The sequence below is a fragment of the Antrihabitans spumae genome (assembly GCF_043944905.1).
GTDB classification, from domain to species: domain Bacteria; phylum Actinomycetota; class Actinomycetes; order Mycobacteriales; family Mycobacteriaceae; genus Antrihabitans; species Antrihabitans spumae.
The window spans coordinates 75,560-89,100 of record NZ_JBIMSN010000008.1 but is presented as its reverse complement, the minus strand read 5'-3'; the positions used below and the strand labels follow the sequence as shown (position 1 = coordinate 89,100).

General features: G+C 65.2%; 10 protein-coding genes. 4 read left to right on the top strand and 6 right to left on the bottom strand.

Translation table 11 applies throughout. The features are described 5' to 3' along the window. Positions 1 to 6 precede the first annotated feature (6 nt). Together thiS and thiO are read right to left on the bottom strand one after the other, a co-directional pair. Complete coding sequence (gene thiS, locus ACHIRB_RS02240; RefSeq protein WP_199704338.1) at positions 7 to 219, bottom strand: sulfur carrier protein ThiS; 213 nt, start codon at positions 217 to 219, stop codon at positions 7 to 9. After that, entirely contained in the window at positions 216 to 1,298 is a 1,083-nt protein-coding gene (gene thiO / locus ACHIRB_RS02235; RefSeq protein WP_395123940.1) for a glycine oxidase ThiO, read from the bottom strand. Before thiO ends, thiS begins: the two co-directional genes overlap by 4 nt. A gap of 98 nt (positions 1,299 to 1,396) precedes the next feature. Here thiO and thiE point away from each other — a divergent pair, with 98 nt between their 5' ends. Beyond that, positions 1,397 to 2,095: a thiamine phosphate synthase gene (gene thiE / locus ACHIRB_RS02230; protein ID WP_395123893.1), complete on the top strand. Its 699-nt coding sequence runs from the start codon at positions 1,397 to 1,399 to the stop codon at positions 2,093 to 2,095. Between the two features lie 6 nt (positions 2,096 to 2,101). Here thiE and ACHIRB_RS02225 read toward each other — a convergent pair whose 3' ends face one another. Beyond that, a complete protein-coding gene (locus ACHIRB_RS02225; RefSeq protein ID WP_395123894.1) occupies positions 2,102 to 4,276 on the bottom strand; it encodes a molybdopterin-containing oxidoreductase family protein in 2,175 nt (724 codons plus the stop codon). Positions 4,277 to 4,280: 4 nt separating this feature from the next. Beyond that, complete coding sequence (locus ACHIRB_RS02220; RefSeq protein ID WP_199704335.1) at positions 4,281 to 4,964, bottom strand: NUDIX domain-containing protein; 684 nt, start codon at positions 4,962 to 4,964, stop codon at positions 4,281 to 4,283. Between the two features lie 345 nt (positions 4,965 to 5,309). Here ACHIRB_RS02220 and ACHIRB_RS02215 point away from each other — a divergent pair, with 345 nt between their 5' ends. The 3 genes from ACHIRB_RS02215 (at position 5,310) to ACHIRB_RS02205 (ending at position 10,245) form a co-directional block, all read left to right on the top strand. After that, a complete protein-coding gene (locus tag ACHIRB_RS02215; RefSeq protein WP_395123895.1) occupies positions 5,310 to 6,734 on the top strand; it encodes a hypothetical protein in 1,425 nt (474 codons plus the stop codon). Beyond that, on the top strand, positions 6,731 to 7,732 hold the full coding sequence (locus ACHIRB_RS02210; RefSeq protein ID WP_395123896.1) for a glutamate ABC transporter substrate-binding protein: 1,002 nt from the start codon (positions 6,731 to 6,733) through the stop codon (positions 7,730 to 7,732). The genes ACHIRB_RS02215 and ACHIRB_RS02210 overlap by 4 nt, the downstream gene beginning before the upstream one ends. 164 nt (positions 7,733 to 7,896) lie before the next feature. Beyond that, complete coding sequence (locus ACHIRB_RS02205; RefSeq protein WP_395123941.1) at positions 7,897 to 10,245, top strand: serine/threonine-protein kinase; 2,349 nt, start codon at positions 7,897 to 7,899, stop codon at positions 10,243 to 10,245. Here ACHIRB_RS02205 and ACHIRB_RS02200 read toward each other — a convergent pair. Both ACHIRB_RS02200 and pta read right to left on the bottom strand, forming a co-directional pair. After that, a complete protein-coding gene (locus tag ACHIRB_RS02200; RefSeq protein ID WP_395123897.1) occupies positions 10,223 to 11,422 on the bottom strand; it encodes an acetate kinase in 1,200 nt (399 codons plus the stop codon). The two genes, ACHIRB_RS02205 and ACHIRB_RS02200, sit on opposite strands and share 23 nt — an antisense overlap. Continuing rightward, the gene (gene pta / locus ACHIRB_RS02195) at positions 11,419 to 13,512 is read right to left on the bottom strand and encodes a phosphate acetyltransferase (RefSeq protein WP_395123898.1); all 2,094 of its coding nucleotides are present in this window, start codon (positions 13,510 to 13,512) and stop codon (positions 11,419 to 11,421) included. The genes ACHIRB_RS02200 and pta overlap by 4 nt, the downstream gene beginning before the upstream one ends. Positions 13,513 to 13,541: the final 29 nt, after the last annotated feature.

The window sequence follows — 13,541 nt, the reverse complement described above, 5'->3', positions numbered from 1 at the left end:
ACCGAATCAGCCACCCTGCACCGCCGTCAGGACTTCGATCTCCCAGCCCTTGCGGACCTGTTCGCTCCAGCGCGACTTCGGGAAAACAGCGCGGTCGACGGCGAGGGCGATGCCCTTGTCGGGAAGCTTCAGATAGTCGAGCAATTCCCGGACCGTCATCTCTTCGGTCAGCAGGTGTTCCTTGCCGTTGACGGTGATGCCGATCAGTACCTGCGTCATCGGGAAGCTCCTGAAAATCTGTCGGGGTCGGCCTGCTTGGCTTCGACCAGTTCTACTCCGTCGAGTAAACCGAGCACCGCGTCGACCGTGATCGGGGTCAACAGAATGCCGTTGCGGCCGTGCCCGGATGCGACGACGACCCGATCCGAGACTCTGCCTATGAGCGGCACGTTGTCCGGACTCATCGGCCGCAGTCCTGCGATCGACTCGGCAAGCTCGTACTCGCCGATGCCTGGCATCAACTCCTGCGCGTCGGCGAGGAGGTCACGTACACCTGCGACAGTCACCGCTGTGTCGTGACCGGACTCGTACTGCGTCGCGCCGAGGACGATGCCGTCACCGCGCGGCACGAGATAGACGGGTCGACCGTGGACCCGAGCACGGACGACGTGCGTCGGTGCAGGCGTCACACCGGGCCTGGCTCGTAGCCGCAAAATCTCGCCTTTGACCGGGCGTACCGGCAGGCCGGGCCACAGCCTCGCTGACCGCTCTCCTGCTGCCAGGACGATCTGGTCGGCGTCGAGATCGTCGAGATCGACGACCTCACGCTCGACGACGCGAACCCCTGCGCCCGCGGCAGCGCGTCGTAATTCGGCGAGCAGGATCCGATTGTCGACGGCGAGTTCGGCAGGGGCAAGCAGGCCGAGCCTCACGCTACGAGCAAGCGCCGGTTCGTGTGCACGCACCTGGGCACGGTCGAGTAGTTCCAGTTCGTAGCCCTGCGCGCCGACCCATTCGGCGACGGTCCGCAGGTCTTGGGCATCGGCGGCATCGAGCGCGACGGTGAGCGAACCCGTTGCGCTGAAGACGTCCGCACCACGGGACCCGGACGCTGCTGCCAGCCGCGCGGCGAATTCTGGCCAGCGTGCCAACGACGCCGCACCGATCTCGAGGACGTCGGTCTCGCCGGGCCAGCCCTCCGACAGCGGCGCGAGCATGCCGCCGGCGACCCACGATGCTCCCGAGGCCGGCGCGGGGTCGAAAAGCGTGACCTGTCGGCCCGATTCGGCGGCTCGCCAGGCGATCGACAGACCGATCACGCCGCCGCCGACCACGGCCAAGGTCTGCTCGTCTCGCACTGTCTCCACCTCACTTCCACACCACTCTGGGCTGTCGCGACGCTGTTCTCCCCGCCCACCGATCAGCCCGTTCCACGGTAGCCGCTACCGTCGAAGCCGTGCATCCATCGCATTCTTTCAGGGGCTCGACCACTCGCGACCGCCTGGCTACGGCATACCTGTATCTGTGCACGGACGCCCGGCGCGAGAAGGGCGACCTCGCCAGGTTTGCGGATGCGGCGCTCGCCGGTGGTGTCGACATCATCCAGTTGCGCGACAAGGGGTCGGCGGGCGAAGCCGAATTCGGACCGCTCGACGTCAAAGGGGAATTGGCCGCACTCGCCGAGTTGCGGGCAGCGACACGACGGCACGGCGCTCTGCTCGCCGTGAACGATCGCGCCGATATCGCGCTTGCCGCGCAGGCAGACGTGTTGCACCTCGGCCAGGACGACCTACCGGTGCACTACGCACGCCGGATCGTCGGACCCGATGTGGTGATCGGCCGCTCGACGCACAACCGAGCCCAGGCGAGTCTGGCAGCGATCGAGGAGGGTGCCGACTACTTCTGCACCGGTCCGGTCTGGGCGACGCCGACCAAACCCGGTCGCGCGGCTGCCGGCCTCGATTTCGTCCGCTCGACGGCAGATGCCGAACCACACAGACCATGGTTCGCGATCGGTGGCATAGACGAAGAACGGCTACCGGAGGTCGTGGCCGCGGGCGCGACGCGGATCGTCGTGGTCCGCGCGATCACCGCGGCGGCCGACCCCGAAGCCGCGGCGCGTCGGTTGAAAGATCGGCTCACTCCGACGGTCTGAGCAGAGTTACGCCACCGGTTCGATCCGCACCGGAACACCGTTGAGATGTGCCATGCCCGCGAGCGGTTCGATGTCTTCGACGGCCGTCGACATCAGCAGGTTGACGTTCACGCCACCCGCTGCGTTGGCGACCTGCCAGCCACCACGATGGCCCCAGCCGTGCGGTACCGCAATGGTTCCCGGACCGACCTCGTCGGTCAGGAATGCAGGTAGCTCGATCGAACCGTGTGCCGACGCGATTCGAAACGGCTTGCCGTCCTCGATTCCGGCAGCTTCGGCGTCGACCGGATTGACCCGGGCGGTGTGCGCTCTGTTGCCCCGCATCAAGAACTCCGAGTTGTGCATCCACGAGTTGTGCGACTTGAGTTCGCGTAGGCCGATGAGCCGCAACGGGAAGTCTGGGTCCTCGCGTCGATCACCAAGGCTCGCCAACGTTTCGATGATCTCGTCGGGCGCCAGCCGCACCCTGCCGCCCGTGTGTTTGACGACCCGCTTCAGCACACCCGTCTCGACATGATCGCGAAGAACGATGCCGTGCGGATTGGCGCGTAGCTTCTTCATGCTCAGGCCGCCCCTGCGGAGGCCGAACCTGTCGCCGTACGCACCGAGTCGAAGCGCGACGTCGATGAGTGCCTTCGGCGTCGTCGCAGCGCTGGATCCAGGAACGCGCCTGATCAGTCCGCTCAGAGCCGCACCGACCCGCTTCGGGGTCGCGATGAACGGTACGACTCCGATCCGTTTGGCGATCTCGTCGATGATCTCCCACTCCTCCCGCGCTTCGCCGTACGGCTCGACCACCCGTTCGGTCGCCTGGATGAACGGTGTCGTGCTGAGGGCACCGAACGGCAGCGGGACGTCGTCGCGTTCGAGGAAGGTCGTCGCGGGGAGGATGTAGTCGGCTTTGCGGTTGGTGTCGTTGACGTAGAGGTCGATCGAAACGAACAGCTCGAGTTCGGTGAGCGCGGCTTCGAGTTCGTCGCCGTTCGGTACCGAAAGCACCGGATTGCCCGCAGAGGTGAACAGCGCTCGCAGGCGGCCTTTCCCTGGCGTGGTGATCTCTTTCGCCATGACGGCTGCGGGGAACGAGCCGAGGACATCGGGGAAGTTCCCGATCCGCGAGCGACGCCGGTCGTAGCCGATCATTCCCGTTCGCTGCACGAAATCGAGGCCGAGAAACGCCTCTTCACCGAATACGCCGCCGCCTTCGCTATCGAGGTTGCCCGTGACGAGCGCAAGAGCGTCGAGCAGAAAAGCGACGAGCGTGCCCTGCCTACCGAGGCACGTCCCGGTGCGGCCGTAGATGGCGGCACGACGGGCAGAGGCGAGTTCGCGTGCCATGGCGCGAAGCTGATCGGGAGCGATTCCTGTGATCGCCTGCGTGTGTTCGGGTGTGAAGCGCGCAACCGCTGCTCGCAACCGATCCGCACCTACCGACTGCGCCGCGATCGCCGTCGAGTCCGTACGACCTTCGGCGAACAGAACCTGCAACATCGAGGCGAGCAGCCAGGCGTCGCCGTCCGGTCGAATCGGAAGATGCTCGAAGGCCTTCGCTGTCTCCGAACGACGCGGGTCGACGACGACAACTCGACCACCACGGTCGACGATCGCGCGCAGTTTGTCCTTGATCCGCGGCGCTGTCATGACGCTGCCGTGCGAGACCAGCGGATTCGCCCCGACCATAAACAGAAAATCGGTCCGATCCAGGTCCGGAATCGGGGTGGCGGTCAGCGAGCCGTAGAGCAGCTGACTCGCGACGAATCGATTGTTCACGTCTTGCGATCCAGCCGAGTAGAGGTGGCGCATACCGCTGCCGACCACGAACGCGAGGATCCACAACGTGTGCGAGTAGGAGAACGAACTCGGGTTGCCGAAGTACCAGCCGAGGCCGTCCCGGCCGTGGGTGTCGATGACGGCTTTCAGCCGCGCGCCGATGTCGTCGTACGCCTGCTCCCAGGTCACCCGTTCGAACTCGCCGTCGGCGCCACGTCGCAGGGGGTGCAGTACGAGGTCGGGGTCGTTCTGCACTTCGGCGAACGCGATTCCCTTCGGGCAGGCATTGCCCTGCGAGAGCGGATGTTCCTTGTCGGGTCGCAGCTTCACCAACCTGCCGTCCTCGACCGTCGCGATCAACCCACAGAGGGGCTCACAGATCCTGCAGTAGGTGACGACCTCTGTTGGCATAAGGTCAATTAAGCACCTGGTCGGTCGGGATTGCTATGACATTTCCGGCCATATCGACGCCGTTCGGCACATGTTCGGCCAGCACAGCAGTGAGAGCGGAATCCCGACCGGCGAACGGATCGTCGAACGGGTAGAGCCAACCGAAACCACCCGACGGCAACTCGATCGTCCGCGGTAGCGCCTCCGTCAACGCCGCGCGGTCCGCCTCGGCGTCGATCTGCAGCTGCACCGGAACGGTCTGCAGTTCCTCCCAGCTCGCAGCGAAGCCTGGATGCAGTGGCAACGCGTGGACGTCGGCCTCGGGTACCCAGCGCAGCTCGGCACTCTCCATGTTCAACGTCGTCGCCAATCGTGACGCCGCATCGGCGACAACTGTGGTGTAGGTCCACCCGCTCAGTGCCCGCGCGGTCACCCGCTCGGCCCGGACTCGCAACATGGTTGCTGCGATGCCTGCCTCTTCTTCGGCTTCGCGAACTGCGGCGTGAACGGTCGATTCGTGGCTGTCGCGTGCGCCGCCCGGGAGTCCCCACGTCCCACCCTGGTGACTCCATACCGCACGATGCTGCAGGAGCACCGCGGGGTGTCCGCTCGCCAGCGGCGCGCGCAGCAGCAGCCCGGCGGCACCGTGTTTACCCCAGTGCCGACTGCCGTCCGAGCTCCACGACCACCCGTCGCCGTCACCACGCATCGAACTGCCTCACCCGTTCGGTCCTCGAGGACCGAAGGATCCGGCCATCGTCAGCATCGACCCTAGCGCGTGATTCGTTCCGCACGAGTTGGGTAACCCGCTCGAAGCAACCCACACTCCCCACCCCGACGGAAGGTTCCAACTCGATGTCGTACCTGCTCTTCGATCTGCTCACCCCGATTATGGGATCCGACACTGCTCGATACTGGGCAGAAATGCTCGTCGTCGACCCGATCTGACCCTCCGGTCATCGAAATGCAGTACGAGTGGACCGGGCCGGACCACAATAGAGTTCCGTTTCATCTGCGCTCACGCGAGTGAGCAGTCCGCTCGATGGAGGTCCACGTGGTCGCTGCCCCGTCGGCCTCGGCTGTCGAGGAGGGCGAGCAACGCCCGACATCGTCGCAGCCCGGCCCGGTCGGATCGCGGTCGGAAGACGCGACACCGCCGCTGTCCGCATTGCAGGGATCGCTCACTCCCAAAGCTGCCGCCGCGATCGTTCGGGAGCACCTCGACCCGCGTGATGTGCGGGTCTTTCTGCGGTCATCGCCCGCGCGACTGATCGCGATGGGCATCGTGCTCGTCGTTCTGTGCGTTGCAGCGGGTGCGGTTGCCGCCGCGACGGTCCGCGACCGGCAGCAGACCTTGAACACCGTCCTCGACGAGACCGAGCCCTACGCGGCGTCGTCGCAGCGGCTCTACAGCTCCCTGTCGATCGCGGACGCGGCCGCGTCGACAGCCTTCATCTCCGGTGGTATCGAACCGAAGGCCGTTCGCGACGCCTACTCGCAGGCGATCGGCGAAGCGGCCGCGGAACTGGCGGTCGGAGCGGCCGACCCCGAGGACGCCGATGCTCGCAAGCTGGCCGCGACGATCGCCTCGAAACTCCCCGTGTACGCGGGCCTCGTGGAAACTGCACGGACCAACAACCGTAACGGCCATCCGGTCGGCGCTGCCTATCTCGGCGAAGCATCGACGCTGATGCAGACGACGATGCTGCCCGCCGCAGAAGATCTCAGTGCGCGCCAGTCCGCGGCCGTCGTCGACGCCCAGCGCGCGTACACGACACCGCCATGGTTCTCGTTTGCACTCCTCGTGCTCGCCCTCGTCGCGCTGTTCGGCGTGCAAGTCCTGCTTGCCAGGCACTGGCGCAGAATCCTCAACCCCGGGCTCATCGTCGCCTCGGCGATCATGGTCGCGCTGTTCGTGTGGATGGCGGTCGGTGGCTCACTGTCCGCTGCTGCCGCGGACCGCGCGCTCGGCCACGGCACCCTGCCGCTCGCGAAACTGACCGAGGGTCGCATCCTCGCGCAGCAGGCACGGTCGGACGAAACACTGAAGTTGGTGCGTCGGGACACCTCCGGCGAGTACGACGTGGCGTTCGACGAGGACATGGCACGACTCGGCGCCGTCCTCACCGACTACGGATCCGATATCGAAGGATCCGATCGCGTTGCCGACGCGCTGAGGGCCCACACCGGTTGGCTCGCGGCGCACAAACGTATGAACGATACGTTGGCGACCGGCGATTTCACCGGAGCGTCGATCGTCGCGATCGGGCCGGGCGACGCAGATTCGACCGCTCAATTCGAAGCGTTGGACAAAGCTGTGCAGCAGGGCATCGTCGATACCCGAGACACGCTGCGGTCCAACGTATCCCGCGCCTCGACCGTGGTCGACAAGTTGACGCCCGGAGCGTTGACTCTGGCATTCGTCGCGGCGTTCTTCGTCCTCGTCGGCCTGTTGCCGCGCTTGCGGGAGTACCGATGATGGTGCAGCGCGGCACAACCCGCACCTGGCTCACCGCCATCCTCGCCTGCGCACTGCTCGGTGTCGCCGCCTGCTCGGCAACACCTGCCGACCTCGACGACCCGGCGGCTCGCGATGTCAGCTACACCGAGCCACCACTGCCCAACAAGGCCGAAAATGCCTCTGCCCCAACGCCGCCGCCAGCCGCGTCGACCAGCGACTGCGGCGACCCGACAGTCAGCCTGCGCCCGCTCGCCGACCCGTCGGAACCACCTGGACCGAACGTGGACGCAATTCGCGCACGCGGACGAGTTGTCGTCGGACTGGACACGAGCAGCAACCTCTTCAGCTTCCGTGACCCGATCAGCGGAGCCATCGAAGGTTTCGACGTCGAGATCGCGAAAGAGATTGCCCGCGACCTGTTCACCGACCCCGAACGCATCGAGTACCGCATACTCGGCTCGGCCGATCGCGAGGCCGCGCTGCAGTCCGACGCGGTCGACATCGTGGTGAAGACGATGACCATCAACTGTGCGCGCCGGCAGAAGGTCGATTTCTCGACCGTGTACTACCAGGCGAACCAGCGCATCCTTGCCGTCAAGAACTCCGGGATCCGCGGTATCGAAGACCTGGCAGGCAAGCGTGTTTGCATCGTTCGCGGCACGACGTCGCTGCAGCACATTCAGCAAATGCAGCCTGCCGCTTCGATCTTGACGGTTCCCGGCTGGGCCGACTGCCTCGTGGTGCTGCAGCAGCGACAGGTGGATGCGGTGAGTACCGACGACGCGATACTCGCGGGCCTTGCCGCGCAGGATCCCTACCTCGAGGTCGTCGGCAAGAGCATCAGCCCCGAGCCCTATGGGATCGGTATCGGCAAAGGCAAGGAGGACCTCGTCCGTTTCGTCAACGCCACGCTCGATCGGATTCGTGCGGACGGCACGTGGAACGCCATCTACAACCGCTGGCTGGCCGTCCTCGGTCCATCGCCGGGCCCTCCGCAGCCGAAGTACGAGGACTGAGCGCCGTGGCGATCGAAGAACCTGAAGCCGACGAACCTCGGCGCGACGACGAGGCCGACGAACAAGGCACGCAGGCTGCGGTATTCGTCCCCGACGAGGTCGGTACCCAACTGTCGGCCGCCGAGCGGGACGAGCCTGTCGAGGTCGGCACGCAGGCGGCGGCGATGGAACACGAGGACATCGGCACCCAGGCGGCGGGAACCCAAGAAGTCGGCACCCAAGCGGCCGGCACCCAGGCAGTCGGAACCCGAGCAGCCGGCACCCAGGCAGCGGAGAGCAGGACGAGCGGAACCCAGCGCTCGGACGGATCGGCAACGACTGCCACAACCGCAACGTCGGGGTCCCGGTCGTCGGGGCGCAGTTCGCGAACGGTCCGGTCCCGCCCGGGAATTCGTCGTCTCGGCGGCGGTCTCGTCGAGGTTCCCGCAGTGGCGCCGGTCGATCCCAAATCAGCAGTCCTCGTCGATCCCGTCGTCTCGGAGGGTAAACGATTCTGCTGGAAATGCGCCAAGCCCGTCGGCCGCAGCGACGGCACCGGCCGCGGCAAGCGAACAGGAGAATGCGCGCATTGCGGTGCGCCGTTCGACTTCCGGCCGCAACTGCACGAAGGCGACATGGTCGCAGGCCAATACGAGGTGCAGGGTTGTATCGCGCACGGCGGTCTCGGCTGGATCTACCTCGCGATCGACCGCAACGTCAGCGATCGTTGGGTGGTCTTGAAAGGCCTGCTCCAGACCGGCGATGCGGAGGCTCAGGCCGTCGCGGTCGCGGAACGGCAGTTCCTCGCCGAACTCAACCATCCGAGCATCGTCAAGATCCACAACTTCGTCGAACATCCCCTGCCCGACGGCGACCCGGTCGGCTACATCGTGATGGAGTACGTCGGCGGCCAGTCGCTGCGGGATCTACTGAAAAAGCGTGAGCACAAACGACTTCCGGTGCCCGAAGCGATCGCCTACGTCATCGAGATTCTGCCTGCACTCGACTACCTGCACTCGACCGGTCTGGTCTACAACGATCTCAAACCGGACAACATCATGCTCACCGAGGATCAGCTGAAGCTGATCGACCTCGGCGCGCTCGCCGGTATCGAGTCCTACGGCTACCTCTACGGCACACCCGGTTATCAGGCTCCCGAGATCACCAAGACCGGTCCGACGGTGGCATCGGACATCTACACCGTCGGCAGGACTCTCGCCGTGCTGACGCTGGACCTGCCGAGCAAACACGGCCGCTACCTCGACGGAATACCCTCCCCCGCAGACGATCCGCTGTTGAGTCGCTACGAGTTCTTCTATCGACTCCTGCTTCGTGCGACCAATCCCGACCCAGCACTTCGATTTGCGTCGGCCCACGAGCTGTCCGGGCAGCTCGCCGGCGTTCTGCGCGAAATTCTCGCGCTCGAAACCGGAGTCGAACATCCCCGCCTGTCCACCATCTTCAGCCCGCAACGGACAAGCTTCGGAACCGACGAGGCGGTCAGCCAAACCGATGTCTACGCCGATGGCGTTCGTCGCGACAAATTCATCAGCGCAAGGGAAGTCGCGCACGCGCTGCCGGTGCCGCTGGTCGATCCGACCGACCCGTGCGCGCCCCTCGTCGCGGCCGCCGTGCACCGCGAGCCGAGCCAGACCCTCGAATCACTACGCCAAGCCCGCGAAAAGAACAGTGCGACCGACGCGGTCGAATCGTTCGATCTCGAGATCACCCTCGCCGAGGTGAAGGCCTACATCGACCTCGGGGAGACAGCAGCAGCCGAACAGCGACTGAAGCGACTGCATACGAAGATCGGGGCGAATTGGCGGATCGATTGGTACGGCGGTCTCGCAGCACTGCTCGGCGGTGAATACGAGTCCGCCTTCACCCATTTCGACGCGGTCCTTGCTGCGGTGCCCGGCGAGATAGCCCCGAAGCTCGCCCTCGCAGCGACCGCGGAACTTGTTCTGCAGCAGTGGGATACACCCGAACCAGAGCAGTGGCAGCAGTTCGCGGAGAGTTTCTATCGGACGGTATGGCGGACCGACCACGGCATCGTGAGCGCGGCGTTCGGGTTGGCGAGGCAACTCGCTCAGCGTGGCGACATACCGGGATCGATCCACGCGCTCGACCAGGTGTCGCCGTCGTCACGCCACTTCAACGTGGCCCGCATGACCAGCGTGTTGACGCTGCTCACCGGTCGAGCAACCGAGGATATCGACGAGGATGCCATCAGGTCCGCCGCGGCGCGCGTGAAGTCGCTACCGCCCGACGAGGGCAGGGCGGTCCAGATGCGGACCCTCGTTCTCGGTACCGCCCTCGAGTGGCTGCGGGCCGATCTCCGGGACAGCTCCCGAACCGGGGATGCCGCACATGTTCCCGAAGGCACCCTTCTCGGGGTGACCTTCGACGAACGCGGATTGCGCTGCGGTACCGAGGCCGGCCTGCGAGCACTGGCACGGACCGCCCCCGGCCGAACCCATCGCTACCGACTGGTCGACCTTGCCAATTCGATCAGGCCGAAGAGCTGGTTCTGATCGCGGCACGCGCGATCGCCAGTTCTTCGTTGGTCGGCACCACCAGCACCGTCACCTCCGCGCCGTCGGGCGAAATCACCCGCGCCTCGCGGCTTTTCGCGGTATTTCGATCCGGGTCGACGGCGATTCCGAAGCGTGTCAGTCCCGCGAGCGCATCGGCGCGAACCCCTGGGCTGTTCTCACCGACCCCGGCCGTGAATGTGATGACGTCGGCGCCACCGAGCTCGATCAGGTAGGCGCCGATGTAGCGGCGCAGGCGATGGATGTAGACGTCGTAGGCAAGCTTCGCGCCCTCGTCCCCCGCGTCGATCAGGCCCTGCAATTCGCGGAAGTCGTTGACGCCGGAGAGGCCTTTGAGTCCGGACCGCCGGTTGAGCAGTTCGTCGATCGCGTCGACGTCGAGTTCTGCGCTGCGGCGCAGATGCAGAACGATCCCTGGATCGATATCGCCGCTGCGGGTGCCCATGACCAGCCCTTCGAGCGGGGTGAGACCCATGGACGTGTCGATTGCCTTGCCACGCTCGATTGCCGACGCCGACGCACCGTTGCCGAGATGCAGCACGATTTGGTTGAAGTCCGCTCGGTCGCGGCCGAGGAATTCCGCAACTCGGCTCGAAACGAAGTCGTGCGAGGTGCCGTGAAAACCGTAGCGCCGCACGCCATGACGCTTGGCAACATCGATGTCGATCGCGTATGTGCTTGCCGCAGCTGGCAAACCGTGAAAGAACGCGGTGTCGAACACGGCAACGTGCGGCACCTGCGGCAGCAGCGCTCGTGCGCTTTCGATACCGACGACGTTCGGGGGATTGTGCAGCGGCGCCAAGGTCGACAGTCGTGATATTTCGGCGACGACGTCGTCGGTGATCAGGGTCGGCTCGTAGAACACGTTGCCGCCGTGGACCACCCGGTGACCGACCGCCGCGACACCGGCCGAGGTCAGGCCGTGCCCGGTCCGTTCGAACATGTCGAATGCCAGCCGCAAGCCTTCGGCATGGTCGGCGATCGGTCCCCTGTGCTCGATCGTCTCGCCGTCAACGGTGTGGGCGATGATGCCGTCCGCTTCGCCGATCCTTTCGACGAGACCACTGGCAACCGCAGCGCCGGTCGCGGTGTCGACGAGCTGATACTTCAGCGACGACGAACCCGAATTGATGACCAGGACAAGCGAGTCCGTCATGGCTTCACTCCTGCAGCCTGGATGGCTGTGATCGCGACCGTGTTCACGATGTCGGTCACGAGCGCGCCGCGAGACAGATCGTTGACCGGCTTGTTCAGTCCCTGCAGCACGGGTCCGACGGCCACGGCGCCGGCACTGCGCTGGACCGCCTTGTAGGTGTTGTTACCGGTATTGAGGTCAGGGAAAATGAAAACCGTTGCACGACCCGCCACTTCGGAGTCCGGGAGCTTCGACTTCGCGACCGATGGTTCGATGGCAGCGTCGTACTGGATGGGACCTTCGAGCAAGAGGTCGGGTCGGCGTTCGCGGGCGAGTCGCGTCGCTTCGCGTACCTTGTCGACGTCGGCACCGGTCCCCGATTCGCCGGTCGAGTAGGACAGCAGGGCGACACGTGGTTCGATACCGAACTGTTCGGCGGTGATCGATGACGAGATCGCAATGTCGGCAAGCTGTTTCGCCGTCGGGTCGGGCACGATTGCGCAGTCGCCGTAGGCCAGCACGCGGTCGGCAAGACACATCAGGAACACGCTGGACACGGTGTCGACACCCGGCGCGGTCTTGATGATCTCGAACGAGGGTCTGATCGTGTGCGCTGTCGTGTGCGCGGCACCCGAAACCATCCCGTCGGCAATTCCCATGTGCACCATCATCGTTCCGAAATAGGAGATGTCGGTGATCACCTCGCGGGCACGCTCGACCGTCATGCCCTTGTGCTTGCGCAGCTTTGCGTACTCCTCCGCGAAATCGTCGAAGTACTCGCAGTTGCTCGGATCGAGCACGCGCGCCGCGCTCAGGTCGACACCGAGTTCGGCTGCCCGAACACGGATTTCGTTCTCCTTGCCGAGGATGGTTAGGTCCGCGATCTGGCGCTGCAACACGCGGCCTGCGGCACGCAGAATGCGATCGTCGCCACCTTCCGGCAGCACGATGTGCTTTCTGGCCTCACGAGCCCGGAAGACCAACTGATACTCGAACATCTGCGGCGTGACGACCGACGGAATGGGAACATCGATGCGCTCGAGCAGTGCTTTGGCGTCGACCCGTTCCTCCATGAGGCTCAGCGCGGTGTCGATCTTGCGTTGCGATCCGACGGCGACGCGTCCCCGCGTTTCGAAGGCCGCCTTCGCGGTGTCGAACGTGCCGAGTCCGGTCGTCAGGATCGGCAGTCGTGGCTTCAAACCTGCGACAAGCTTCGCGATGGACGGATGCGGCAGCATGCCGCCGTTCATGATGATGCCTGCGAGTGACGGAAAGCCCTCGGCATCATGGGCATTGACGAGGCTGAGCAAGACGTCGGAGCGGTCCGCCGGAGCGATGACGACCACACCTTCGGTGAGACGCTCGAGAATGTGTTCGGCCGTCATACCGCCGACCATCACCCGCAGCGCCTCCCGCTGCAGCAACTCGGTGTCGCCGCTGTAGAGCTCACCGTCGATCGAGGTCTGCAGTTCGGCCATCGTCGGTGCCATCAGCAGCGGGACCTCCGGCAGGCTCCAGGACGGCACACCCGTCGACTCGAGCGCAGCGGGCACCTGATCGAGCAGTTCCGGATCGCAGCGATTGGCGATCACCGCGACGAGATGTGCCTTCTGCGAGGCCAACTCCGCCTGGCATACCTCGACGAGGTGCAGCAGTTCCTCCGACGTCCGTCCCGACCCGCGCACGGTGAGCAGAACCGGTGCGCCGAGGTTGACGGCGATACGCGCGTTGAAGCTGAGCTCGCTCGGACTGACGATGTCGGTGTAGTCGCTGCCGATGATGACCACCGAGTCGCACAGTGCGGCGACGGTATGGAAGCGCATGACGATTTCGCTGAGGGCACCTTCTGGATCTTCGTGCACCTGCTCGTAGCTCACGCCCATGGCTTGCTCGTACGTCAGATCAGCGGTGCTCTGCTCGAGCAGAAGTTCGAGGATGTAGTCGGGTTCGTCGGTCGAGCGCGCGATCGGCCGAAACACCCCGGCACGTGCCGTTGTCGCGCTCAGCATGTTCAGCAAACCGAGAGCCACCGTCGACTTTCCGGTGTCACCTTCGGGTGCTGCTACGTAAACACTGGAGATTCGATGCAGGTCAGATTCCACGGACGGCATGCGCCGAAGCATAGTTGCACCACAATGGC